General features: G+C 56.0%; 17 protein-coding genes. 7 read left to right on the top strand and 10 right to left on the bottom strand.

Going from position 1 to position 24,722, the window contains the following annotated elements; all coding sequences use genetic code 11:
• The first annotated feature begins 80 nt into the window (after positions 1–80).
• Genes Pan181_RS21935 through tssG form a run of 3 tightly spaced genes read left to right on the top strand, consistent with a single transcriptional unit; the run spans position 81 to position 3,561 of the window.
• Complete coding sequence (locus Pan181_RS21935) at positions 81–548, top strand: GPW/gp25 family protein (protein WP_145250186.1); 468 nt, start codon at positions 81–83, stop codon at positions 546–548.
• Positions 545–2,392 carry a type VI secretion system baseplate subunit TssF gene (gene tssF, locus Pan181_RS21930; protein WP_145250183.1) on the top strand — a complete coding sequence of 616 codons (1,848 nt, stop codon included), beginning with the start codon at positions 545–547 and terminating at the stop codon, positions 2,390–2,392. The genes Pan181_RS21935 and tssF overlap by 4 nt, the downstream gene beginning before the upstream one ends.
• Positions 2,389–3,561, top strand: a complete 1,173-nt coding sequence (gene tssG, locus Pan181_RS21925) for a type VI secretion system baseplate subunit TssG (RefSeq protein ID WP_145250180.1) — start codon at positions 2,389–2,391, stop codon at positions 3,559–3,561. Before tssF ends, tssG begins: the two co-directional genes overlap by 4 nt.
• Before the next feature lie 11 nt (positions 3,562–3,572).
• On the opposite strand, the gene tssK is transcribed toward tssG, so the two are convergent.
• Both tssK and Pan181_RS21915 read right to left on the bottom strand, forming a co-directional pair.
• A complete protein-coding gene (tssK, locus tag Pan181_RS21920; protein WP_145250177.1) occupies positions 3,573–5,045 on the bottom strand; it encodes a type VI secretion system baseplate subunit TssK in 1,473 nt (490 codons plus the stop codon).
• Positions 5,046–5,257: 212 nt separating this feature from the next.
• Complete coding sequence (locus Pan181_RS21915) at positions 5,258–6,055, bottom strand: GGDEF domain-containing protein (protein ID WP_197528587.1); 798 nt, start codon at positions 6,053–6,055, stop codon at positions 5,258–5,260.
• Positions 6,056–6,547: 492 nt separating this feature from the next.
• Here Pan181_RS21915 and Pan181_RS26315 point away from each other — a divergent pair, with 492 nt between their 5' ends.
• The 4 genes from Pan181_RS26315 to Pan181_RS21895 are packed head-to-tail and all read left to right on the top strand — an operon-like array spanning position 6,548 to position 10,817.
• Complete coding sequence (locus Pan181_RS26315) at positions 6,548–7,420, top strand: MotA/TolQ/ExbB proton channel family protein (protein WP_197528586.1); 873 nt, start codon at positions 6,548–6,550, stop codon at positions 7,418–7,420.
• Positions 7,392–7,862 (top strand): ExbD/TolR family protein, encoded by a 471-nt coding sequence (locus tag Pan181_RS21905; RefSeq protein WP_315861146.1) that lies wholly within the window; start codon positions 7,392–7,394, stop codon positions 7,860–7,862. Before Pan181_RS26315 ends, Pan181_RS21905 begins: the two co-directional genes overlap by 29 nt.
• A 5-nt stretch (positions 7,863–7,867) precedes the next feature.
• Positions 7,868–8,287, top strand: a complete 420-nt coding sequence (locus tag Pan181_RS21900) for an ExbD/TolR family protein (protein ID WP_145250165.1) — start codon at positions 7,868–7,870, stop codon at positions 8,285–8,287.
• Between the two features lie 4 nt (positions 8,288–8,291).
• Positions 8,292–10,817 carry a hypothetical protein gene (locus Pan181_RS21895; protein WP_145250162.1) on the top strand — a complete coding sequence of 842 codons (2,526 nt, stop codon included), beginning with the start codon at positions 8,292–8,294 and terminating at the stop codon, positions 10,815–10,817.
• Positions 10,818–10,847: 30 nt separating this feature from the next.
• Here the strand turns inward: Pan181_RS21895 and Pan181_RS21890 are convergent, their stop codons facing one another.
• The 8 genes from Pan181_RS21890 to Pan181_RS21855 all read right to left on the bottom strand — a co-directional run bounded on the left by Pan181_RS21890 (position 10,848) and on the right by Pan181_RS21855 (position 24,504).
• Positions 10,848–12,473, bottom strand: a complete 1,626-nt coding sequence (locus Pan181_RS21890; RefSeq protein WP_145250159.1) for a reverse transcriptase family protein — start codon at positions 12,471–12,473, stop codon at positions 10,848–10,850.
• Between the two features lie 292 nt (positions 12,474–12,765).
• The gene (locus tag Pan181_RS21885; RefSeq protein WP_197528583.1) at positions 12,766–14,475 is read right to left on the bottom strand and encodes a metal-binding protein; all 1,710 of its coding nucleotides are present in this window, start codon (positions 14,473–14,475) and stop codon (positions 12,766–12,768) included.
• Positions 14,472–16,247: a hypothetical protein gene (locus Pan181_RS21880; protein WP_145250156.1), complete on the bottom strand. Its 1,776-nt coding sequence runs from the start codon at positions 16,245–16,247 to the stop codon at positions 14,472–14,474. Before Pan181_RS21880 ends, Pan181_RS21885 begins: the two co-directional genes overlap by 4 nt.
• 85 nt (positions 16,248–16,332) lie before the next feature.
• On the bottom strand, positions 16,333–19,146 hold the full coding sequence (locus Pan181_RS21875) for a hypothetical protein (RefSeq protein WP_145250153.1): 2,814 nt from the start codon (positions 19,144–19,146) through the stop codon (positions 16,333–16,335).
• On the bottom strand, positions 19,133–21,967 hold the full coding sequence (locus tag Pan181_RS21870) for a hypothetical protein (protein ID WP_145250150.1): 2,835 nt from the start codon (positions 21,965–21,967) through the stop codon (positions 19,133–19,135). Before Pan181_RS21870 ends, Pan181_RS21875 begins: the two co-directional genes overlap by 14 nt.
• A complete protein-coding gene (locus tag Pan181_RS21865; protein WP_145250148.1) occupies positions 21,954–22,703 on the bottom strand; it encodes a hypothetical protein in 750 nt (249 codons plus the stop codon). Before Pan181_RS21865 ends, Pan181_RS21870 begins: the two co-directional genes overlap by 14 nt.
• Positions 22,676–23,863: an AAA family ATPase gene (locus tag Pan181_RS21860; RefSeq protein ID WP_145250145.1), complete on the bottom strand. Its 1,188-nt coding sequence runs from the start codon at positions 23,861–23,863 to the stop codon at positions 22,676–22,678. Before Pan181_RS21860 ends, Pan181_RS21865 begins: the two co-directional genes overlap by 28 nt.
• Positions 23,863–24,504 carry a hypothetical protein gene (locus Pan181_RS21855; protein WP_145250142.1) on the bottom strand — a complete coding sequence of 214 codons (642 nt, stop codon included), beginning with the start codon at positions 24,502–24,504 and terminating at the stop codon, positions 23,863–23,865. Before Pan181_RS21855 ends, Pan181_RS21860 begins: the two co-directional genes overlap by 1 nt.
• Positions 24,505–24,722 lie beyond the last annotated feature (218 nt).

Here is a 24,722-nt window from a genome sequence, read left to right as displayed (position 1 = left end):
TTCACAGCTGAGAATACTCGGGGGCCGCCACGTTAGTGTGCGCGGCCCCTTTTTTATTTTCACCGTCACACCCCCATCTCATGCTGGCGACAAAATCACATCCTGATCTAGTACCATCGCTTCTCGACAAGCTCACGCTCGCGAGTTACGACGTGTCGTCGTCTGTACCAGCGGATCCAGTCAGAGGGCTGTTGCGAGATATCACCGACCTGCTCAACACCTGGACAACCGCTGACGCCCGTACCGAGGGATTCGATGAGCTTGCTAGCAGCATTACCTGCTACGGTGCACCGCTGCCTTCTTCGCTAGTGATCGGCACCTACGACAATCAGCAAGCGGTGGGCCGTCGACTTGAACAACTGATTGTTCGCTTCGAGCCTCGTATCGCTACGGCAAAAGTGACCGTGACTCCCAATCGCCAGCAACCCACGACGTGTCAACTCACGATTGTGGCGACGCTCACCAGTAATCCCGACACGACAATCTCCGCAGACTACTCGGTTAATTACCGACAAGGGCGGGCTCAGGTGGAGTTAGTGCAATCATGAGCGACACACTCTATCCCTACTACGAACGCGAGCTTCATTTCATTCGTCGTGAAGCGGAAGATTTCGGGTGCCAATACCCTGCGGCCGCCGGGCAGCTGCTGCTGGAACGCAATCGTAGTCGCGACCCGCATGTCGAACGATTGATCGAAGCGTTTGCTCTGTTGAGCGCACGCGTTCAAAAGAAACTCGACGACGATTTCCCCGAGATCACCGACGGCATGCTGTCGATGATCTCCCCTCACTACCTTGCGCCGATTCCTTCTTTGGCCATTGCGCAGATCAATCCCAATCCGGCGAGCCCGCAGGTTACTGGTTTGACCATTCCTCGGGGCACTGGCCTGCGTAGCGCTAGCGTCGAGGGTACTCGCTGTCGCTACCAGAGCTGCTATCCACTCAAGATCTGGCCGATTGAAGTTGCCTCGGCCGAGCTGCTACCGCCTCCCTTTGATCGCGACCTATCGGTTCCGAACGGAACCGCTGCCATCCTCAAGATTCGCCTGAAGACTCATGCGGACTTGCAATTCGAACAACTGGATATCGACTCCCTGCGTTTCCACCTGAGTGGCGACCAAGCTTTGATGGCAACGCTTTACGAGTTGCTTTTAAATCACGTTACTTCCATCGCACTGGGGGATGGAACTGACTTCACAAATGCGCGTCATCTGCCGATTGGCTCAACCATAACGCCGGTTGGTTTCTCGAAAAATGAAGGGTTACTCCCCTACCCTGCTGCGACGGACCATGCCTATCGGCTACTGACGGAGTTGTTTGCCTTCTCCGAGAAGTTCTCCTTTGTCGACATCAATGGAATAGGTAAAGAGAATCTCGTCGGCGTCGGCCAGACGCTTGAGCTTCGCCTCGCGTTGAATCGCTGCGACGATGCCTTGCTGCGAGAAGTCGATGCCCAAACCTTCCGGCTGGGATGCACTCCGATCGTCAACCTATTCGCGAAGGTGTGCGAACCCATTCGAAACACAAAAAAAGCCAGTGAATACCTGGTGGTGCCCGACCTGAACGATCGCGATGGCTACGAAGTGTACAGTGTCGACAACGTTACCGGGGTCGCCGGGAATAAAGGCACGGAGTACACCTCGCTGTTTGGGCTGAACCATGAGAACTCATGGCACGGCCCCGGCGAAGCCCGATACTACTGGCAAGATCAGCGACGCGACAGCCTTCGGCACAACGATCGTGGCACCGACGTTTACCTTCGTCTTGTGGACCTCGACTGCAATCCTCATCATCCTACCAACGAAACGATCACGGTTCGCGCGACCTGCACCAACCGCGACATGCCGATGCGGCTTCCTACCGGAAACGATGGACTGCGGTTCGAGCTAGAGTCGGCCATGCCTGTCGGTGCGGTACGGTGCCTGCAACACCCCACCGCTCCTAACCGGGCAGCGCTAGGACATGCGGCAAAATGGAGGCTCATATCGCATCTCTCACTCAATCATCTTTCACTTAGCGAAACAACCAAGTCCACCGAAGCGTTGCAAGAGCTCTTGCGACTTTACGACTACGCCGACAAGCACACCGATCCACAGCGAGCGATAGCCAACAGTGAGATGATTGATGGAATCAGCAACGTAACCGCGCGACGGTGCGTTACCCGGGTCGGCGGAGCCCTCGAAGGAGGCGTATGCCGAGGAGTGGCTGTCGACCTGACGCTCGACGATCAACGCTACCGCTCGGTAGGTAGTTTTCTGTTTGCTAGTGTACTGGAACGATTTTTTGCCCAGTACTGCAATGCCAACTCGTTTACAAAGCTCCACTTCTCAACTGAGCAGGAAGGACTTAAACGAGTGTGGGGGGCCCGTTCCGGTGAGGTAGAACTGCTATGACAATTTCCAACTCCCAGACATCGCCGACAAAAAACGCCAACGAACTCGAAGACCTGCTGAGCGACCAGGGCCACGCTTTTGATTTCTATCAGGCCATTTCGCTGCTGACAAAGCAAGAGACTGACGGTGATGTAAGAATCGCTGATGAAAAGCCGGTGAAGTTCGTCACTTCTCCCAGTCTGGCGTTTCCAGCTAGCGCTATCCAGCGAATCGACATCGCGGACTCCCAAGCCCCTCCCACGGTTACCGTAAACTTCATGGGGCTCACCGGCCCCAGCGGAGTGCTCCCTCGACATTACACGGAGAAGGTCCAAGAGATCGAACGCGACGGGCACGGTCCGGCGCGTCATGCAATGCGGGGATGGTTCGATATGTTTACCAGTCGATTCGTCTGGTCGATGTATCGAGCTTGGAAGAAAATGCGTATCGACCGCAGCCTACCAGAACGTCAGGGTCCTCGGCCGCCAAGAAGCACCTACACCCAAGCTTTATTCGGCTTGATAGGTCTGGGAGGCAACGCGTTTCGCAATCGTCTACACGTCACTACCACACCCGGTACTTCGGAGCGCACCCACACCACATCCGACGATTTCATTAACGACTGGGCTCTGCTGCGACATGTATCGGTGCTCTCGCGCCGGCGGCGTTCCGCGGCGCAGATCGAGCGAGTACTTTCGGAACACTTTCAGGTGTCGATCACCGTCGAACAGTTCACTGGGCAGTGGCTCGAACTTGACTCAGCAAGCCAGACTCGCCTTGGCTGTCGCAACAACAACTCACAGCTTGGGATCAGTGCGATTGTCGGCAGTCGTGTTTGGGACGTTCAAAGCAAGCTTCGACTTCGTGTGGGTCCTTTGTCACAGCAGCAATTCGACTCGTTCTTGCCCAACACCTCACCCGACGGAGAGCGGCGGCGGTTCTTCATGCTTTGCCAGCTTGCAAGATTGCTGTTAGGTCCGGAGTTTGACTTCGATGTTCAGCTAGTACTCGATCATCAGCAGGTTCCAGCGATGCAGCTTGGTAGCCCCACCGAGACGAGTTCGTTCCGACTCGGGTGGAACACCTGGCTATCCGCTTCGAGCAAACATTCGGATCGGGTGGATGCCATCTTCCCGTGCATCGACAGTACCAGCATTGAGAGCGTTTGCTCATCAGCGAATGTTGCCTAAGCATCGACAGGCTATACAGTCAGCGGTATGTCGGTGCTCGATGCCTCGAATCCAAAGGGAACCCTTGCTTTCGCTTTTGGCACTGCAAACAGTGATAGTGCTAGCGTGCTAGTGTGCCCCTGGAAATTCACCACAATCGTTTGACCATCAGGCAGATGATCGATAACGACTTGTTCGCCAAATCTCGCCGCCAAGGTGAGCGAGTGCATCACTTCGCGCCATTCGCCGAGTGCCTCGTCTTTCTCAACCAAGTAGTAGGAGACATTCGTACTGAGGGGTAACGCTCGCGGAGGGTGACCGACTCGCGTGAGCTTCAAACCTGCGGCCCCTTGCAGATAGAGTTCATTCGCGCGATCTCGCGACCCTACTTTCAGGAACCGACCACTCCGGAACAGCTGCTCTACTTCATCGGTATCTAGAGAGCTTCTCACTCCGACCAACAGTAGATGCCCTTCGTCGAACCAATTGGGGGCCAGCTCAACATTCAAGAGAGTGCCTTCGGCCATGAACGGACGCTGTTCGTACCGTGGTTCTGCGACTTCGTCCAACTGCTGCTCAATCAGATCGCGGAGCTTAAAGAAACATTTTCCAAGTTCGTCGTGGTTGTAGGCAGGAATTGTCGGCAAACCGATCTCTGATGCAAACACGCTCAACTGACCAACGATCGAAGCCAATTGGCGGTAGGCAAAGAAAGGTGGAATGCCGACTGCTTGAATATCGACCGCCAACTCGGCTGTGATTGTATTAAGCACCCGCAACTGCTCTAGCAACAACCGCTCGCCTTGCCCGGCGCAATCGAAATCGATCGAGCGGCTGGTAGCTTGCGCCTGCAATACCGACCGTTTTCTGCCTAGATGCTCGGTCAGTCGGCCGAGCACTTCCGCATGCAGCGGCTGCCATCCGTCGCATGCCAAAAGTGGGGGAACATAGGTCGGATCAATCTCTGGCACTGAGGTCGATCGATGCGAACGCCGCACTTGGGCGATTGGCAAAGTCTCGAACCCAGCATGATCTTCCTGCGAAGTCAACAGTCTCGCATTGAGTCGTCGCACTTGCACGGTTCGCGCATCGGTTCCCAGGTTCTCATCCGGCACTTCGGCATTCGAAACTAGATATCGAGCCTCAATACTCTCAGGCGACTCCGCGACATTGGCTCTCGCCAGATGATGGAGCGGCACCGCTAAAAAGATGCGAACAGTCGCATCCTTCTGCAGACAACTTCGCAAATCGATCACTGGCAAGGTCGTGTCATCGGGCACCGAAAGCACTTCGCCACCTGGCAATCGTGCCCGCAATTGCCTTACCAGGAAGCGGTGATTCGCAAGCGATTCCTGGTCGACTTCAATATCGCGAATCCCCCAACCATACGGGCGAGTCCAATCAATGTCGCGTTGTAGCGTCTGCGCACTAAATCGATCTGCCAATTGATAGTGCTGAGGAGCGAGAAACATCCCCTCGCTCCAATGGACGGCTTGGTACGACACGTTATCTGCTCCACTATCACCGTACGAATGGTCATGGCCGAGGAGCGTGCGCACCTCGCTGCCTTTCCATCATCGTGATAGCAGCAGACTCTAAACCAGAAATCAGCGAGCTTTGTCGATTACGTACACTGTGGGGGTTTACCGCACTTTGCCGGCTGTATCGACAGCACCAATCACAGGGACATCACCGTTGCCTCGCTGCGAACTAGAGATCAAGCCACCAATTGGAAAGTGACTGCATCTTTCGTGTTCTGCTTTACCTCGTACATCAACACATCAGCACTGTGGATAATGTCTTCGATGGAGTCAGGCAGGGTTCTATAGATTGCCACACCGATACTAAACGTGACTGGCCAACCATTCTTTTCCATGCGGGCGAGCAGTGTCTCTCTCAAGCGAGAGATTACCATCTGAGCATCTTCCATGGTTGCTTCGGGAAGAAGAATAGCAAACTCGTCTCCCCCCATCCTGGCGGCAGTGTCCATTTTTCGCACGCCTTCCTCCATGGTTTCGGCAATGGTCTTGAGCAGAGCATCTCCTGTTCGATGCCCGAGTGTATCGTTCACTGTCTTGAAGTTATCGCAGTCGATAAAGGCAACCGCAATTTGGTTTTCGTATCGCTTGGCCCGCGCCAGTTCTCGATCGGCAACATCATGAAACGCTTTTGAGTTGGCTAATCCTGTGAGTGCGTCAGTGCGGGCATAGAGTCGCTCGCGTTCGTGAGCGGCCCTTAATCGAACCAGCATGCCAGTAATCACGGTAAAAAACACAAAGTGCACCGATGCAATCCACAGATTGTGCGGACTAACGTGATGCCTCTCTAACACGAGAAGATCATCGACCATCCATGCCGACGAGCAGATTCCCGCAGCTAGATACGCCCACATTGGTCGCACCGCCCAACACAACATCATGATGGAGGGAAGATAGAGCACCACGAGAGGCACTTTGTCGCCAACGAGAAAGTCGATCACGGCCACCACCGAAGCAGCCAACAACGAGACGATCACCGCAATCGGAGGATGATTTGCGCACACCTTGATCGCTGCTTTTATGTGAGACTCGAATATCGCACGAACTGCACGCATCGATCTTACCTCTTAGGGGTACGTTCTCTTCCAGCTGAAATTGCACAGGTAAACCGCAAAAGTCTAGCTTGCGGCTGGAGTCTGGGGTTAGAATGTAATCACCTGTTAAAAACTAGTTATTGCCAGCTCGCTATAATCGCTTCAACCATCACCAATTCGTTTTTTGGCGAGACCTGTCATGACACGAAAGCCTCGCCCAGCCTTCCCTGCCGCCCTAACCACAAAACCTACACGGCTCCGAACAGGCTACCACTCGACTTACAATCAACTGCGATACGGGGGCGCTACCGAGAAACGACGCACACCGCGCAATCAGTACCCCTGCTGGTTATAATGGCCGGTGATTGTCGCAAATGCGTTCCTGTGCTACCCCCGCCCAGTCTCCCTCCTGTGTTGCCTTCCTGGATCTTGAACATGAAGTACACACCTTCGTTTCGACTCGCCTGCCTCCTGTTACTGTTTAGTCTGTCAGGCTGGGCGTCGATCGCGACCGCTCAAGATCCTCCCTCTGATAACCTGCTGCAAACCGAAGAGACCTTAACTGCGGAAGAGATCGACGCGGTAAAAAACCCACTCGACTCAGAACTCGTACAGGTGAATTGGATTGAAGAGCTCTTCGAAGGTGGACTGACTATGGTCTTCCTCGGTATCCTGTCTGTCGCTCTGTTGTCGCTGGTCATCGAACGCTTCTTGACCGTTCGAACGAATCGTTTTGTACCGAAACAGTTGTTCGCAGAAGTGACTCCTCTGTTTGCAAGCAAGCAATACGATCAGATTCGAGCACTCTGCGACAAGCACAAATCCGTCTCGGCCGACATTATTCGACACTGTGTCGACTATCGTCATCTTGATTTCCCCATCCTGCAGTCTACTGCGGCAGACATCGGTGCTCGTGAGATCGAACAGCAGGAGTCTCGCTGCAACTTTTTGAGTGTCATCGCTGGTGTTGCTCCTCTGCTCGGGTTGTTAGGCACCATGATCGGTATGATTGAGTCGTTCAAGCTGGTCGAGGTCTTCGGCGACGAAGGTGGCGCTTCGCTGCTCGCAGGGTCCATTTCCAAGGCCCTTATCACTACAGCCGTAGGCTTGGTGCTAGCGATTCCCGCGGTGATTGCCTACTACTGGGCGCGTCACCGAGTACACAACGTTGGGTTTGCCATCGAAAACGAAACAGAAAAGTTACTCAAATACTGGTTCCTCGATCCGAGAAGTGCCTCCGCCCCCCCATCCCCCAACTCCATGGAGCAGCCACGTGAACATGCGCAAACGTCGGCGGAATCCCTCTGAGCCAGGGGTGATGCTCTCGCCATTGATCGACTGTGTATTCTTGCTGCTCATCTTTTTTCTGGTGACCAGTATGATCAAGCGATTCGAACGACAGATCCCAGTCACTTTGTCCGACGACACATCGGCCATTACGACCGATCCAATGGAAGACAGCTCATTTGTGGGGGTTGATCGCCACGGAGGAATCTATCGTCCTACGGGTAAAACTTCTTGGGGCGCAGCCACCTTTGCGCTCACCACTTCTCCCAACGATTGGCTGAATCAAGTGATCCGCACGCGTGGGGAACAATTGCCAATTACCGTAGTGGTGGAACGCGGAACCCCGTTCCAAAAGGTGATTACGGTTCAAGACAAGCTTGAGCTTATCGGATTCAACAACATCCGATTTCGACTGCGAGACTATGCACTCAGCGACACAGGGTCCGCTCAGCGTCTGGACTAAGCAATATGCGACTTAAAAAAAGAGCCAATCCTGACGCAGAAGTATCGATGGGTCCGCTAATCGATTGCGTCTTTTTGCTATTGATCTTCTTCCTTGTAAGCACCATGTATAAGAAGGAGATTCGGGACATCGATATCATCCCCCCCGAGTCCGATTCCGCGATCAAACTTCCTCCAGATGACGAACAGATCGTGCTTGGTATCGACGAAACAGGGCGTGTTTTCTGGCAAGGGCAAGAGATTTCGCGAACCGATCTTCACTCTCGGCTACGAAGCGTCGCTGCCACGAGCATCGACCGCCGGATACGCTTGGATGCCGATCATGAAACTCCTTTTGAGTTGGTGGTTGAACTATTGGATGTATGCCAATTTCGCGGCTTAACTAACGTGGGCATTCGAACTTACGACGATCGCTATAATCGGTGACCCTATGAAGAACATTGTTCTGGCATCCGTACTGATTCATGTCGTACTTCTCGCCTGCCTTGCGCCCTGGCTGAAGACCACGATGGAATTCAGCCAGAAAGAAGAGTCACAACGATCCGAAGAGGTTCGCCAGCGTGAACTTGCCCGACAGGAACACGAACGCCTGGAACGAGAGCAACGACAACTCGACGAAGATAGCGCCCGCAAATTGCGTGAGGAAGCCGAACTCAAGGGCAAGGAAGAACTTGAAGACGTGGTTGAAGAACTGCGTGATCTACGAAATGAGATACTTCAAGAGCAGCGTGAATTGCTTAGCGAATTCAGAGAACGCGACTTTGAAGATGTCCTCCACTTCGAAAAAGACCTCTTGCTAAAAGAGATCAAGCAGCTTACCAACCAAGTGGCGAACGCTACGGCGCAAGCGGCGATAAGAAACCTGACGATCGCAAATGTCACAGGGAGCCAAGTCGGTATTCGGGGATTTGTTAGCAACGTGCGCGTCTATGAGGGCACTTTACCCTCGCTGCAAGAATCAGAAGACTCCTCGACACCGGCTAGCAATCTGAAACTCAAGCATCAGTGGCCTCTTCAACAGGACTTCGTCGACAAAGTAACTCACAAGGCTGGTAAATCTGTTCGAGAGCCTCACTTTTTGGACAAATCACTTAGCTTTGAACAAGCGGATCAGCAATTGCATCGAGCAGAGAAAGAACCGTTTGAATCCCTTTCACTCTCTACTGAGCAAATGGCTTATTTCGGTACCACTCGACACGATCAAATCAACCTCTGGCCGATTGATCTTGGCACCCAATTCGCTATTGCCTTAGACACCAAGCTGTTCCCCGCAGATCGAAGCCAAGCACTCGTATCAAACACATCGGCCTCCTGGGTTTCAGGATTTCGCTTGGCGGTCGATACGGAGAATCATAATGCAGTTGTGAAGCTCATCACCATCGGCCCTGAGGGGTCTCAACGGCGGGAGATTAAAGCACGCGCTGGATCGTTCAACTGGGGGCAATGGCATGAGATTGCCATTGTGATGGATACCGATCGCGCCTCAGCTCGTATCTACATTGACAACGAAGATGTCACCGAGCCCACCGGACAAGTAGCCCAGCAGGTTTACACTCAAGGATCCGTACTTGACCAATCCCTCCAACAAGCAACCGACGAATTTGCCAAACAAGTGGCTGAACAGCCGTTAACCCCTCAGTCGGCAGAGGAGTACAAGGAGCAACTGAGTGAACTGTCGGAGCAGATGGACAGTTACATACAGAAAGAGAGTCCTCTGAACGACGTGCATCACTCGATGACCCTTGCAAGGCAACAAGCGGACCGAATTACCCAGCGGCTAGACACAATTACTGCCAAGCCTGATCTGGCAGAAATGAACGACACCAGTAGCTCGCAGGCGGATAAAATGGAGGTAGCTACTTCTCCAACCAATGCCGACCCCGCGGAGCTCTACGCAGAGGCCGTTGAGATCGAACGTCAAATTGCCGAAGCTCACGCCGACATGGAAGCGGCCAAAGAAGCAACCGTGGAAAACACTGCTTACTCCGAAGCCCGCTCCCACGCCTTTGCGGCCACGCCTGCGCGTCCCGACATGGCCAATCAGCTTTCTCAAGCTTCGGAAACCATGCCAGGCACGATTGGGGAACTTTCGAATTTCCGCGACCAACTGGCACAAGCGACCAACGAAGCGCAAGACATGGTAGCCCGAGCAGAGATGCTAACTGGCAAAAACAGCGGGAACTCCCAGCAGGCTTCGCAACAAGGCAGAAGCCTCTCCACTTCGTCGGCCATGCGATCGATGGCCACGCAAGACCTTGGTTATGGGGCTGTAATTGATCTCACTGGTTTTGGCGGAGGCGGCGTGGGCGATTCCAGCGGGCTTCGTCGCGACTCGTCGTCGGAGGGAGCCGACATGGCGTTCCGCCAGAAACCGATTTCGCATTTGCGACTCGATCAGGGAGACATTCTACAAAAGGCAATGCCAGGACGCCGGTTCACCAGCGATAGTATGCGCCGCGGATGGCTCTACATCGACACCTGGTACGTGATTGGACCTTGGGAGAACGAATCGCAAATCGACTTCAACAAACGCCATCCGCCCGAGCAGGTGGTCGACTTCGATGCCAAGTATTACGACGGCAAGTACGGCGACCAGGCCGGGCACCCTCAACAGGTGTTGAAGTGGGAGTTCTATCAAAGCGACCAAGTCCGTTGCCAGCCGCCGGTGGTGCATGGAGCCAGCACTTACTACGCCTACACGGACGTATGGTTTGAAGAGGCAAGAGACATGCTCATTGCCGTGGCCAGCGACGATGCTGCCCGCGTGCTATTGAATGATCAAGTCATCTGGCAAGACGACGGTCTATCGCCATGGCAGATGGGCGAAGGGTATCGCCGCGTTCACTTCCGCAAAGGATACAATAACCTACTGGTCCGCGTAGAGAATGGCCCCGCGCACTGCGTATGGAGCGTCCTCTTGTGCCCTCCCGAGGTGCTCGAGAACCAAAACAACTAATCGCCGTGCGAGATCCGGCGACCCAACAGATTAGTATCGCAGTTGTTCGTAAGCATCGGTCAGCGATGCAGCTTGTTCGGGATTCACCATTCGCACGTAGGCGATCATTCCCTGCAACCACGCTTCGAAGTCGGGACGACCCTCGCGATTCTGGGCAGCAAGCCCTGTGGTCTTGGCGTTATGCAGTATCGCACGAAGCTGACGCACAGTCTTTCTGGCGACTCCCGCGCGATCGTTTACCACAATGCCAGTCACCGATTGCTGCGCACTACGACGTTGAACCCGCGTTTTCTTGCGGTTCAATCCGAAACCTTCTTCTTGCGTGATATGCCGAATCCTCGCCAGCAGATATCCCACTTGCTGCGACGCTTCGCCAGCAGTGGAAAAGGTCAAATCGTCCGCGTATCGGCTGTAGCTCCACCCCAGTTTGCTGCTGATCGCTGTCAGCCGAGTGTCCATGGTCCAACTGATAGCATTCGACAAAGCAGGACTGGTACAAGCTCCTTGAGGAAGGCTTCGCGGCCCCGTTGCCACCCATAGCTCTTTGCCAGCGTAGCGCACCCTCTGTCGGGGTGACTCTGTAACCAACAACGCGAGGATCGTGGCCACCGCCCCCGAATACCCCAAACTGCGGAAAAAGCCTTCTACTCTCGGGAAGGTAACCGAGGGGAAGAAGTCTTGTAGATCGACGTTGACGACCACCTGTTGGCCGACATGCATTGCTGCGTTTGTCACAGTGCTGCGTCCTGCAACGAATCCGTGCGCAGCCTCGTGAATATCGATCTTGGTGAGAATGTTGTCGAGAATCCACTGCTGCGCCCGCCGCATTTTCTTGTGCGGAGAAGCCAGCACTCGAATCCCACCACTCTTTTTGCGAACCTGAAACTGCACGTAGTGAACCTGCTCGGCAGCCTCGTTGTGATAGGCTAGCCAGCGAAGCGTTGACAATGGCAAGTCGATGGCAGTGGCCAGTTCGCTCGGCGTGTGAAGCACTGGAAGTCCTCGCCCCTCCAGCTTCTCAGCATTCGACTCTCGATCCGCCAATCCCCGCGACACTCCCCGACCAAGGAAAACGATATCGTTTCGCTTTCGCTCGGCAATCGCATCCGCACGGAGGCGCTTTCTTTCGGCAGCTTCGGCTTTTTTCTGCGCCTTCAGCTTGGCTCGGTCCTCTTTGTTCCGCGAGACTGCCTGACCTGCTTGTTTTGCAGCATCGTCCAAAGCCGGTCGCAGGCGGTCCATCTCTGCACCAACCTCATGGATCTCGGCCAGCTCTTCAGGGGTGGCCAAGCCATCGGCAACCATCAGCCGATCGACCAGTTTGGTTCGCTCATCACTGGCTGGCGGAATGCGATCGCGCAGGCCAAACCACGTAGAGGTCCAGAAACGCAGCCGCATCGACTTTGCTTGACGCAACGCGGCTGCCTCTTCAATCGGTGCGAATTGAGACGCATCGAGTCCTTCCAGTCGCTTCGACTTGGGAGGAGCGGGCGGCCCGGGGCGCGGTGGTTGAGGAGGAGTAGGGGCTGGGCTACTCGACGAAGATGTCGATGCTGGTCCCTGAGGGCCAGCGCTATCGCTGCTCTCAGGCTTTGGTGGATTGGCCGTCGATGACGATCCACCAAACAGGTTCGAAATCCAGTCAAATAGTCCCATCGCGAGTTGCTTATGTTGTGTGTGCAAAAAAAAACGAGGTGGCCGGCTTCCCAACTTCGCAGCTGCGGACCAAGGTCGTTCACTCAAGCAAGTGGACGCTACCGTGTCCACAGGGAGCTGCAAGCTCGTCTTGGCTAGTGGACACGGTAGCGTCCACTTGCAAACGAACAACGGCCTTGGGGATGCAATCGAAACCAATCTCACCCACGGCGTATCGCCGCAGAAAAGTCTTGGAAAGCCGACTCACCTCGCTGTATCTAAATCTCTACTTAATAACTCTCAAACAATCTCGTTAGTTTCTCGACAAGTTCAGTAACCGATGATACCACGCGTCGGTCGAAGCGTCCGACGTGGGACTCTGCCCGAGCATCACTGCTCGCAGCGCCAACAAATGGCGACAAGCCCCGCGACGAATACCAGCACGATGGTGATGGCTGCAACTACACTTCCCGCGTTTGATCATGCCATCCACGTCGATCACGACTTCCACTGGATGTCTCTCGACGGTCCCCTTGCCAACCCGTACCCCGGAGGTTTGCAGACTGCTGTCGAGTAGCGAAACTTGATTTCGCTGTAATAGAACTCGCGAAGCAGAAACCTCCGGCGATGCGGGGCCGAGTTCCGCCTCGCCCAAGGCCATCGGCATCACCTGGCGCCAGCGGTAAACGCCTGCTGCCAGATCGTGAATCACTTGGCCCGAATAGGCCAGTTGATTCAAAGCAGCAGCACAGTCGCCGATGTTGCAGGCCATGCTTGCCTGCAGGTCGTCGAAGCGCAGCGCCCGTTCTCGCTGTAACAATTTCGCGGCGAGTTGCAGTTGGCTGGGACTTGGCTCACCGGGAGGCAGAAGGCTTTCTAGCGATCCTCCGCTGCTCCAATCGTTGGCAGTCCAGCCACTTAAGCCGAGGGTAAGCTGCATCTCTCCCATTTTAGCAATCCAGAAGCTTGGCAAGCCTGTGCCAAGCAAGTAGACATCGCACGATTCCATTAACGGCAGCACTCTTGCCAACGACAAGAGCCTACGACCACCCCAGATGCGGATTGGCTCCACAGGACTGCCATCGTGCCTGGTTCCATGAGAAACAATTCGCTCCTCCCAGGGTTCCAAGACGACATTTGGTGGTTCACCAGGGGTGAGTTCGAAGCGAATCGCCCGGGGACTTCGCTTGGCCTTATGCCGGCGGAGCCATGCGAGTAGGGAGTAAACGGAATCGCGCGACAGGGTCACTCGCCGCATCGGCAACGTCATCCCGCTCTGCAGTTGCATAAAGCCACGCAACCATCCTTCTGGTAGATCGATCTTCTCTTCGCGATGCTCTCCCGCACCAGTAGTGGTGCTCCCGAAACCTTGGGGATCGACTTTGAGCCGCGTCTCTCGATAACTTCGAAGCGTCTGGAAGTGATCGTACAACGCCCAGGAATAGTCGACATTGGTCGTACCTAGTTGCAATTCGGAACTCGTCCCAAATGCATCCTCGCGCACGACATTTAAGCAACCATAACTCGCTTGATCGGCCGAGAAGCACTCGAAGAAAACGGTATCGTCAGCGACAGTCACCACCGGATCGGCTGGCATTAGCATCCGCCATAGCTCGGGATTTCGCACCCGAAGTCGTATGGAGTGTTTGTTTCGCAGATCCCAGTACTTCTTCCGCAGACGTTTGAAACGTTCTTCAAACTCCCCCGCTAACTCTTGATGCGCTCCAATCAACACTTCCTTCTTCAGTCGCTCGTATTCCGCTCGATGCAATTGCATCTCCCGAAGTCGTTCACCCTTCTTCCACGCGTCGTAAGCATCGTGGTCGCGAGGCTGGAAACGGAGGTCGCTTATCACCACGTCGTGCAAGGCCGAGATGGCCTCGCGAAACCGCAATGGCATCTTCAGTGCAGCATCGAACGCCACCGCTTCGCGGTTCAGGTTAGTGGCAAATCGTAGTGAGCGTGAACCGCTGCTACCCGCGACGAGTTCGCTTCGGCCACGATAGGCTACGTCGAGTTTCATGCACTGGCCTCCTCTGCGATCACCTCAAGCTCCGGCAGGTAACGCTCGAGGGCTGCGTGGAGGTCCGGTTGTATGCTGAGCGACGACACCACGGCCGCAATACCAGCCCTAGCTTCGGGCTTGCGAATGGAACGGACCGCTGCAGCCAGCACCGGCAGCAGTTCGTCGGCTTGATTGGGTTGTCGAATCAGCTCGGCGGCAAGTTGACGAGTGGCTTTAAGCTTTTGCCGCCCGCCACGGTGAACGCCCAGCAGCACTGCGGTCCACACGGGAATCAATCCACTGCGAGCCTCACCTGGGAGATTTCGCTTTTCCAGCAGGTCGACCACACGCAGTCGCAATTCGTCGTACGGGGTTTCCAGCAATCGGCAAAACAGTACGGGGTCCTGCGAACCGGGGCACTTAGGCGATTCCAGCCAGCTCCAAGCTTGCAGTCGGACATTCGGCACCAGACTATCGAAGAACTGCGATACGTGATCTCGATCGTATTCGTGCGGCGATCCCACCTGCGACAACGCCCATTCGGCAGCTTCCTTAGCAATCGCTAAGCAGCGAACATTAGCCAGCCTTGCGACCTGCTCGAAGTCCTCTTCACTTCGCACTGGTTTCGCCTGCATCCATCGCAGCCCGAGGCTCGCAATCGGCGTGGGCTCGCGAAGCGCCAACTCGGTGCACTCGGTCAACGTCAACCGATCGGGAGAGACATTCTGCTGAATCGCCTGGCAAACCAATTCCAAGGCGTTAGGGGGAGCACGCTCAATCAGATCCAGCCATACTTCCAGGAGAATCCGATCCAAGCCAGAACAGTCCTTTAGCAGTCTGTCGGCAAAGTTCTGAATGTCCTTGTCGGCGTTGGTCATTAACTCCAGCAACTCATCGGCCGGCAACAGGGCGACTCGCTCCTGATGATGTTGCTCCAGCAACTGCATGGCCCACACCCGCACCAACCGGCTCGGAGCCTGCTGTAGCAGATGCATTAACTGCTCAAACGCATGTTCGGTTTGCCAGAGATGCCTAAAACGAGGGGCGGCCTTTAGTTGATTGAGCGACGCCCCTTCGGCCAAGTGGATACGTGCCCGCCCAAACTCCAGGGCAAGGTGTTCACGAAACGCCAGTTGCAGTAGGGTCCAGGAATCTAGGATTCGCTCACCGCACGAAAAATCTTCGTCCTGATACTCCATCAGTAGCGTCGTTGCCGCGTCGACGTACTGCTCGGGAGACGAAGTGGCCAGCCGCCTGAAGTAGCGCCAAGCGCGTCGCTGCAAGTAATATCGCGTACGGTAAGAAAAGTAGATCGCGTCCCGGGGAGGGGGAGGAGCACGAAACATCACTTTCTCTCCGGTAAACGGATTGATCCCTTCACGCTCGCGATCACCGTAGGGCAACCTTGGGCAAGTTGCGAATAGATACTCCTCTTGCCAGCTGGTACGACTCCGCCAATCGTAGAGATAGCGTGTACGTCGGCGATGCTGAACAAGTCGATCGAACATTGCCGCGCAGGCGGCTACCACCCCGTGGTCGCGATCTTCTTCGGCCTGCTTGAACAATCGCTTTACGATTGTTTGATGCCCTATGCAGTTAGGCTCACCACGTAGATAAGCAATCTTCTGCTCACGCGCCCACGGCCGGGTGTCGACTCTCCAGCGATTAGCAAACACAGCCAGTAGCTTCGACTCTTGGACCTGTCGCAGGGTTTCAACGAAGCGTTCATCCTGCGTCGAAAAGTACTCTTCGACGAGCGACATGCGATTCGATGAAGGTTGCTTCGCCATCGTAGTGACGCCTAGTAATGCCCAAACCACCGACTGTAGTGTACGTTTGACTTCCGCCGCAGTATAAGGGGGATGTTACATAGTGTCAAACATCGACTCGGTATAATGCGATCTTTCCCGTTGCGGAAACAAGGACAAACTGGTCCGTTTGCTCTCCAGGCAGTATGGCGATCGGCGTCCCGATCGGGTTATTCGTTTCCAGCGTTTTGCGATGACGTCGATCGCGTGACTTCAGTCCCTTCAGCTCATGCATCTCAATCTTCGATGCGTCGGCGGCAATCAAAAACCCTCCCAGGCTGAGTAGTGCTTTCGGATTGTTCATGTCGTAACATACCGGCCTTAGGTACCCATCCATCCCTAGGCGAGTGAGATAAACGTTCGATTCGGTCGTCGCAACCATCATGGGAGCTGCGTAGGGCGCACCTCCCGATAGAGTCTGTACAGGCTCTGGAAGTACGTGGAGCAGTTCGCCGTGCCCTTGCTGCAGACTGAATAGTTGTTTGCCGACCGCCATCACTACGTGATCTCCAGCAACGTGCATTGGCACTGGCAACGAGACCTCGCTCCAGGGGACATTCCCCATACTGAGAACCGACTGCGTGTGAATCACATGCCCGGTGACATCGACGCAAATCAGCGATGGATCGTCGCGATTCTCGATCGCCCAGGTGTGCCCCGTTTTTCCAAGTGCCGTGCCCAGCACGTTACCCAGTCCACGCGGAGTGCCTGCTCGCACCTGACTCGGCATATCGCTTGTCGCTTCAAACAACGTCGTCACTGGCAGACGCTCTTCCCCCAACGCGTGAAACTGCAACGGCGATTGCGTGCCGAGTAACCAGAGGGTCGACCACTCGGGAAATAGCGAGCGTTTCCACACTTCTTGCGTCTTCTCGACGATTCCTTCAACATCGAACCTCGCGAAAACGGCTCGATTATTGGTTCGTCCGGCGACCACGTATTGACGGTCTAGGGCCACGGCCGACTTCCAGACTGCCGGAAGTCCCAAATCAAATTGCTTTACCAACTCCAAACGCCCGTCCGGTGGACGCCGTGTGGCGATCGGTGTGGGGGTGACCGGAGCAGGATCGCGATGAAGAAAACGCAATCCATCACGAGTAATCAAACGATCCTCAGGAGCCAGGCGGGCGAGCACATCGACCAGCTTTCTTGCTTCCGCTGGTACCGCATTTCGCATACGTGCTACGACCAGTTGACTCGAGCACTTGCGGGAGTGTTCTTGCACCGCTGCTTCCGGATAGGTCTCGAACACCTGGGCGAGCAGTTCGGCCACGTCGGCAAGTCGGTAGCTCTCTGCCGAGGTTTCCTTCAAGTAATTTGCCCGCTCGATGGCTTCCTCGTGCCAGCCCACGCGACCACGAAGGCTGAAACTAGCAACCACACATTGCCGGGCCTGCGAGGCCTCGGGCCATCCTGAATCCAATGTCTGCACGGCCAATCGTGGGTCTCGCAGTTTCTCGTCGTAGATGCGGGCTGCCAGCAGCAAGTTCTTCTGAGCAAGTGCTTGGTCAGCCGCAAGATGGTAGGCTTCGTCGGCTTCTTCATGCTGTTCGATGAAACGAAACAAGTCGCCCACTTTCTCGTGGTCCCCCAATTCGCGGTAGGCTTCGATGGCCTCGTACCAAAGCTCGCCCCGTTCCAAGCATGTCGCAGCAGCGGCTGCATCGTGAAGCCTTTCGCGATAGAGTACAGCTGCTTCGCGGAAATGCCTGCCTTGCTCTAGCGACGAAGCAGCCGAACGTAAATCGCCCAGTAGTTCTGCGTAGATGTAAGCCGCCCGACGATAGCGTCCCAGGCGACTCTCGCGTGCGGCGAGTTCGCGGTACTTCTGCAGCAACTGTGCTCGGTGCTCAGCCGACATATCCCAAAAGTCGGCGGGTCCACCGCCACGCAGGCCGCCGAGACTGAAGTCGACGTTTCGCGCCCCCAAACTTCCCCCGGCAGGTGCTCGCCCTCGGTGAGCGTTACCGCTGCCAAGCCCCAGGGGAAGCGCGTACTTCAACCCTTGATCGGGATCGTTCTCAAGCATGTGCAGCAAACGACCTATTTCTTTATTTCGCTGAGCTTCGAGCGTCTTGCTCACTCGCCCCATGAGGTCATTGGCAAACTTGCCAAGCCCTTCGAAAGGCGAACGTCCGCCAGCCCCCCCTGCCCTTCCGCCAGCTTGACGACTGCCGCCAGCGGAGAGCATGTTGCCAAGCGACGAGAGCATCTTACCAACGCCGAGCACTGGGATCGCAGCTCCCAGCATGGCGGCCCGCATCGCCGCGCCTGCCATGCCCGATAGAGGCTCATTGGGAGCCTTTGGCAGCTTGGTTAAGTCCCCTGCTTGCTCGCCTATATCGTCGCGACCTTGATCAAGCATCTCTTCGAGCGTGGGAGTTTCGCGAGGAAAGATGCCTGAGAGTCGGTAAGGGAACGCAATGCCTTCGACCGCTTGACTCCAGCGAAGGCCATCATCGCTTGGGGCCGCTACGAGTTCATCGATCGACACAATCTCTTCCGGCTCTGCAGCGGTCAGTCCACAACCTGGAATCCACACGTAGACATAATCTCCATTGCAAAGGTCCGCCAACTCTTTTCGACTGACAAGCGGGAATAATTCCGCATCGATCGGCAAGTAGAGCTGAGGAGCGAGTCGACCAAGTGGAACGCACCATCCGCTCGGCACGAAGTTGGCCCGAGGGGGAATCGCAACAACGCCAGCGATGCGATCTTCCTCCATCGCACGAATCAGAATCAAGCGAATCGCCAGGTGCTCCACTGGCCAGGCAGCGATTTCAGCTAACCAGGCACCAACATCGTGGCCTGGCAGGTACCAGGCTTCGGTTGCGAGGGGAGCTGTCGCGCGAGGGCGGATGGTAAGTTCAATCGATGCCATCTAGCCCCCTCAATAGTAATTCAATCGACTCTTTAAAGACTTGCCTTACCGACGCGAGGCGAGGCTCATGCCCCTCGACACCTTCCGGAAGATAATAATCGCGCCCAAACACCACTGCGTCGTCTCGCCAACCAGTGAGTTCCCCTTCGGCAAGCACAATGGTCACTTCTTGTTCCTGCTGCGAATCCGGCATCAAATGCAGGAGGCCTCGCGAATCGAGTACTACAGAAAACCTTACCCCAAGGCGTGCAATGCGTAGCGAATACCGCAGATGGTCTACGTCGCTGATGTCAACAAACTCCTGTTCCTCGAACAATCGCGTACTGGCGGAGATTTGATGCAGCACTGGCTGACCATTCTTCTTGTCAATCACCACAATGCTCTTACTACTGCGGAGAGCCAACAATCGATCTTGAGTGACACCGACCGAGCGGAAACGTCGACGCAAGCTGGCAGGCGACGCGACCCGAGTGATGCGGTCGTCGAGCAATTGGCCATAAACCTGAGTACACTCCGGTCGCAGGTTGAGCTTGAGATAGCGTTTCTCGCGGTTTCTAGAACTGCCAACCAGTATCAAACGCGTTCCATCGGAACTAACATTCTTCACGTGGTCGATCTCAAACGGCAACGAGATCTTCGGCAACTTACTGCGATCCCCTTCCGACGCAACCAGGTTACCGCGGCGGGTGATTGCTAGCGGCTCGTCAAACCCCAATGCCTCCCACACAAAGACGACCGGATCGTTCACGACCCCAAACGCGGGAAGTGGTTCGACCGACAGCGATGTTCCATTGAACGACAATGCTAGCCACGCATTGGTACGAGTATTCACGAAGAATAGGCCACCAATCCACCGAATGTCCGAGGGAAGCATCAAGTGATGCGTTGGCTCCCCTGTGGCGACGTTCAGCCCAGTGATGTAGTGCGACCGAATGCTGAATAGCACACCGTTGTGCATGGTGAACCCGGAGGAATCGGAACACTGCAGAGCGATTCCCTGCAGGTCACCATGCGGGATGTCGAGTTCGTAATAGATTGGTTTCTGACTCGTGCCGTAGATGAAATGGGTGCGTCCACTCAGCGAGATGTCGGGCGACGACCACCAGAGCTTTCCTTTGGGCAGCCGATCGGTCAATTGCCTGGGGCCGCGACTCCGATTGGTCCACTGAAGCAGCCGCCCATCGCCGGTCACGGACAGTGCCCCCCAATTCCGAACCGACCAACTATTGTTCCCGTCCACAGCGCAAGGCAACCGAAGGGGAAATGGTTTACAGCGGAAAATGGCTGGCAGGCTGTCGAGACTTCTCGATACTCTCAGACTGCTAGGGTTAGTCACGAGCTGATCTAGCTGCAGTTGAGCCTGACGGAGAATCTTCTCTCCACGGTCGCGACGCTCGCTGAGTCGGAACGTCCCCTGGCGATCGACCGTCGCAATGTAGAGCCGATCGGCTTTCAAGCGACGCAGCTCGTCGATCACCGCTGGCTCGGCGTACGCCTCGGCGGTCATGACTACCATGGCTTCGACTGCTTCTTCTGCTTGCTCGATTTGCGAAGCAAAGCTCGGCAAGGCTTCGGCAAGATGCGGATCGGCTTCGAGCGAGACCAAATGGGCCAGTAGCCCTTCCTTGGTGCAGAGATCCACCGGTTCGAGCAGCGGCCCACTTCCTCGACTGGCTGCAAACGTTGCCCCAGCAGGTGTGCTGGCGGCCAGGGCGAGTGCCACCGAGGTAGCAAACACGCGCGGAAGTCCCCACGACTGCACTCCGACATCTATCAGCAACTCTCGGCGAATATTCGGAACGCTCGGCGGCGTTTCGCGATGCAAATACATCGCCTCGTTCATAGCCACGCGCACCGCCAATGTCAGACCATCCTGCGCTAACTCGCTAAGCAACAACCGATCGGGTGTGCCGCGGTTGGTGATATCGGAGTACCCCCCCATCTCGTGTTCATTGGACTCGGTTAGCTTTCTCGGCAGCGTGATCGTTGCCAGCAACTGCTTGGCGAGCTTCGCCATGCCGGCATGTTCGGGCGAGTCGAGCAGCTCCTCGATCACCCGCCGGGCCGCCTCTCTGGTTTCGGGTGGTTCCTCTTCGACCACCTCGTCGAGAGGAGCTGGCTCGGGAATCTCTTGGAGTCCCGTTTCCATCCACACGCGAACCGCCTCGGGCGTGATTCGCTCGAGCCCAGGAGCCACCGCGGCCAGATCTTGTAGCAGCAAGAACGGACCGAAGCCAGTCGCCACGGTATCATTCTCTCCGGCTAGTAGCGACTGCAAACCAGGACGAATTGCATCGGCCACTGGTACTGCATCCTTGGGCTCAACGACTGGAGCGACTCCCTGGAACACGATCGAGGCTAACGCCGACTTGGCTTTGAGCGACGTCCGCAGCGAGCCATCCAGTGCCCGCACCTTGTGAAGTCCCGACATCACGCGTTCGAGCAAAGCAACGTGAGAGCTGTCAGCACCAGACGCCCCTTTGGTTTCAACCGAAGGCGGAGTGGGGAGCAACAACGCTTCGGATCGATCGACCTGCCCATACTCAGCATCCTTGATCGTGGAGAGAATGCCAGCCAACAGCCCAACTTCGCTTCCGTCGACCGCCCAGTTCTTACGAGTAGCAGCCATCAACAACAATAGCGACCCCAACCGCGGCAATCCCTGGGGGGCCAACTGCTTGAGCACGTGGCTCAGTTCTTCGCCGAATACAATCAATCGACCATCGCTCCAGGCAATGGTTTCTCCGTCGTCCTGCCAACTCCAGAAAGAGTCGGTCGTTGGGGAGTAGTATTCGCGGATGGCTAGCTCACGCTCGTGCATCGTCGACTCCCTCTGTCAAACGCACTGCGGAGCGTGAGGCTCGCACGAACTCATCACTCTTTACCACGCTGCAACTTCCATTGGGCTGCAACAAAGCGATGTCGTCAGACTTTAGTTGCAGCACGAGGCTGAGCACTTCGGCATCCACCGCAGGCGACCAGTGATAGCCAACCGGGGCGGCGACGCCTACACGGACCCAATAGTAAGTCCCATTCAGTGGAGGAAGCGGATGCCCGGCAATCAACGTCGAATCACTACTGGTCGCGAATTGCAATCGATCGAGTCGAACCTGCGGGGCGGTGACTACGTAGTTGAGCCACTCGCGACGCGAGACACATACCAGCGCAGCGGGCTGCATCTGCTCGCAGCGCACCAACTGGATATTAACACGCCCAGGCACCTTTGCAGCAAATCGTCGCGTGGGGAGTTCCACCGTTAGCCAGCGACTCAGCGGGGTCCATGCCCCTTCAGGGGCGTAGCCCTGAGGCACCGATTTCCCTAGCGGTACTAACTGCCCGTCCGGCAATGCTCGGAACATCCGGCAACCGAGAATCGACCGCAACACCTGTTCAACGGGTGGGTCGAGTTCGGCACCTCGGACCCAGCAACAAGTAGCGTCGTCGGCCAACACCTCGACACGCGAGTGATGACACAACGGGCTCAAGTGAATGGCCCCCTTGGTCGGCAAACAGGCGTACCAGCCTGGCATCACTTCGGTGCGTCCAAGCTGCGCCATAGGTCGTTGGCCTTGTTCTCGAGAAAGGTACGCTGCTGCGAGTCCACCACCCATTGGCAGCGCGCGGTCAAAAGCGTCAGGCGATCTCGCAACACGCTACGTTCGCTCTCGGCGGCTTCGGCAAGCAAGCTGGCAGCATTCGCCAAATCGGCTTCCAATTGCTCGGGGTCGGGTGCCTCGGACACCAGCGAACGAGGATGCCCCACCGCCCGCTCTTCTTCGGTCGACGACTTAAGCGCCTGGGCGACGAGCGACGCCAGCAGCTCTTGCTCGTCCTCGGTATCCCAGATGTAACGCAACACCCACATATCGGTTTGATTTGCCTCGAGCCGTCCACACAACAACGCACTCGCGGCAATCAGACGCTGCAGTTTCACCGCACGCCGATCCGAAATTTGCACGCCTGCATTACGCAACTTCACGACTAACTGCACGTACTTTGGGCGCACCTGGTCGAAGTTCACTTGCGGTACTAGCAACTGCAAGCGGCGCAAATCGTCGGCAGTGATGTTGGCCCGATGCGTTTGCCGATGACTATCCATCTGCCATCCTGCGGAGAGCACTTCGTCGAGATGCTCGTCGGGCACGTTGTTGCAGCTTACCCGAATCAAGAAGCGGTCGAACAGCGCGTTCAGCGCTTCGTCTTCCGGCAAGTGATTGCTCGCACCAACCACCATCAGCGTCGGCAACGGACGAGTCTCGCGACCGCGCCGAAAGATCCGCTCGTTAAGCACCATCAGCAAACTATTCAGAATCGCACTATTCGCGTTCAGCAATTCGTCCATAAACACGAAATCGGCTTCGGGCAGCATGCCCGTGGTATTGGTTTCCAGCTCTCCATCACGCAGCTTGCGAATATCAAAAGGCCCGAACACTTCGTTCGGCTCGGTAAAACGTGTAAGCAGGTAGTCGAACACGCGACCATCGATCTGGCGAGCAAGCGATTGCACCAGAGCACTTTTCGCCGTACCGGGAGGGCCGAGCATGAACAGATTTTCGCGGGCGACCAAACATAAGCCCAGCAGGTCGATGATTTCGTCCTTGCCGACAAACTGCTGCTTGAGTGGCTCCAGCACCTCGGCTCGCAATTGATGTCCAAGCTCTTGCGTGGCCGGTTCCGATGCGGCAGATTCGGGCGTACTATTCTCAGCAGTTTCCATCAGTCTACTTGTGTCACAGGTTTCGGAGCGAGTTGCTGAGCAAGCCGGGGGCTCAGCTCTGGATAATTGCCCAAAGCACTCTTCACACTTTCGGCGACCACCTCATCGTCGAGACGCGAACCATCGCTTGCTGCAATCACGCGGTCTACATAGAGACGTAACAGCATGGGCGGGGTTCGCAGCACCGCCGCATCCACCGGGCCAACTCCGGCAACGCCTACCGACGACAACGGCCAGGCTGCGGCCCAAGCCATCAGGCGGCCGACTAGAGTATCTTCGGGGGCTGCTGTCTTGGCAAGCTTTAACAGTTCGGGCAGGAATCGCATGGTCAGGTCGACCGCGTAGTGCGTTTCCGGCTGCGTGCGATCGGAGGCGGGGGTGTCGAGCGTCTGGACGATCACATCGTCGCCATAGTCACGATTCACCAACAGCGAAGCGGCATGATGAAACGACTCGGCCGCCCATAGGGCTGCGTCCAAATCCAATTCCGGAGGATCCTGAGGTAAACAAATACGATAGTCTTCCTCAAAGCGAACCAGCACGACACTTGCTTCACGCTTGGTCTGCTCGTCCCACGGCGTGGGGGCTCCGACAAACAGCGGACGACCTTCTAACAGGTGATGCACAAACTCTGCAGACACGCCGATTTCCCCCCCAAAGCAATTGAGACCGCCAGATCCACTTCTCTCTCAGCACTCAGATAGACCCGATACTTGCCACTCGGTTCACCATGCAACTTACCAAAAGCGGTTCACTCGCTGCAGTCTTCTTCCAATGGAATCCGCCTGCAACCCGAAAACTGGCAGGTTTCTGCCATGAGATCGACCTCCTACCGCAGGGAATCATTGTATACTCAGGC

Origin of the sequence: Aeoliella mucimassa (genome assembly GCF_007748035.1) — a bacterium.
In the GTDB taxonomy this organism is placed as follows: Bacteria; Planctomycetota; Planctomycetia; order Pirellulales; family Lacipirellulaceae; genus Aeoliella; species Aeoliella mucimassa.
Note: the sequence above shows the minus strand (reverse complement) of the source record. Positions and strands in the feature narration are given on the sequence as shown.

What these genes read in the sequence shown, in the direction of transcription:
- Pan181_RS21935 (WP_145250186.1), top strand. Translation starts at nt 81, where the DNA reads ATGCTGGCGACAAAATCACATCCTGATCTAGTACCATCGCTTCTCGAC.
- tssF (WP_145250183.1), top strand. Translation starts at nt 545, where the DNA reads ATGAGCGACACACTCTATCCCTACTACGAACGCGAGCTTCATTTCATT.
- tssG (WP_145250180.1), top strand. Translation starts at nt 2,389, where the DNA reads ATGACAATTTCCAACTCCCAGACATCGCCGACAAAAAACGCCAACGAA.
- Pan181_RS26315 (WP_197528586.1), top strand. Translation starts at nt 6,548, where the DNA reads ATGAAGTACACACCTTCGTTTCGACTCGCCTGCCTCCTGTTACTGTTT.
- Pan181_RS21905 (WP_315861146.1), top strand. Translation starts at nt 7,392, where the DNA reads ATGCGCAAACGTCGGCGGAATCCCTCTGAGCCAGGGGTGATGCTCTCG.
- Pan181_RS21900 (WP_145250165.1), top strand. Translation starts at nt 7,868, where the DNA reads ATGCGACTTAAAAAAAGAGCCAATCCTGACGCAGAAGTATCGATGGGT.
- Pan181_RS21895 (WP_145250162.1), top strand. Translation starts at nt 8,292, where the DNA reads ATGAAGAACATTGTTCTGGCATCCGTACTGATTCATGTCGTACTTCTC.
- Pan181_RS21890 (WP_145250159.1), bottom strand. Translation starts at nt 12,473, where the DNA reads ATGGGACTATTTGACTGGATTTCGAACCTGTTTGGTGGATCGTCATCG.
- Pan181_RS21885 (WP_197528583.1), bottom strand. Translation starts at nt 14,475, where the DNA reads ATGAAACTCGACGTAGCCTATCGTGGCCGAAGCGAACTCGTCGCGGGT.
- Pan181_RS21880 (WP_145250156.1), bottom strand. Translation starts at nt 16,247, where the DNA reads ATGGCGAAGCAACCTTCATCGAATCGCATGTCGCTCGTCGAAGAGTAC.
- Pan181_RS21875 (WP_145250153.1), bottom strand. Translation starts at nt 19,146, where the DNA reads ATGGCATCGATTGAACTTACCATCCGCCCTCGCGCGACAGCTCCCCTC.
- Pan181_RS21870 (WP_145250150.1), bottom strand. Translation starts at nt 21,967, where the DNA reads ATGCACGAGCGTGAGCTAGCCATCCGCGAATACTACTCCCCAACGACC.
- Pan181_RS21865 (WP_145250148.1), bottom strand. Translation starts at nt 22,703, where the DNA reads ATGGCGCAGCTTGGACGCACCGAAGTGATGCCAGGCTGGTACGCCTGT.
- Pan181_RS21860 (WP_145250145.1), bottom strand. Translation starts at nt 23,863, where the DNA reads ATGGAAACTGCTGAGAATAGTACGCCCGAATCTGCCGCATCGGAACCG.